The sequence below is a fragment of the Burkholderia sp. PU8-34 genome, assembly GCF_053427725.1.
The window spans coordinates 1-412 of sequence record NZ_JBSAXC010000083.1 but is presented as its reverse complement, the minus strand read 5'-3'; the positions used below and the strand labels follow the sequence as shown (position 1 = coordinate 412).

Sequence of the window (412 nt, the reverse complement as noted above, 5' to 3'; positions counted from 1 at the left end):
CACCACCGCCAGCGACGTCAGATTGCCCGACTCATCCTTGCCGACCAGGCCAACGTCCTTCAGCTGCGCTACGTTCACTGCGTCCGTGTCGTCCTTGCCGGCCGCCACGTTCTTCAGTTGCACTGCCGTGCCCGCCTTGCCCAGCGTCACCTTGTTCTTCGACGCACTGTCGTACACCACCGCCAGCGATTCGCCCGTCTTCGAGTCGATCACCCCGCCGTCCGTCAGCGATTCCTTCAGGTTGCCGAGGCTTTCGTTCGTTGCAAACAGTTGCGCACCGTTGATCGCATCCGTGCTCGTCGCGCTGACATCGCCCTTCGCCACCTTCGTGATCTTCGTGCCATTCGCACCACCCAGCGTGATCGAGCCGTGGTTCGTCGTGCCGTCCTTGTTACGGTCGTACGTCACCGCA

General features: G+C 62.4%; 1 pseudogene. It reads right to left on the bottom strand.

The annotated features are described in order from the left end of the window. Positions 1-412: pseudogene (locus ACV22Z_RS35815) on the bottom strand (hypothetical protein); the annotation flags it as partial.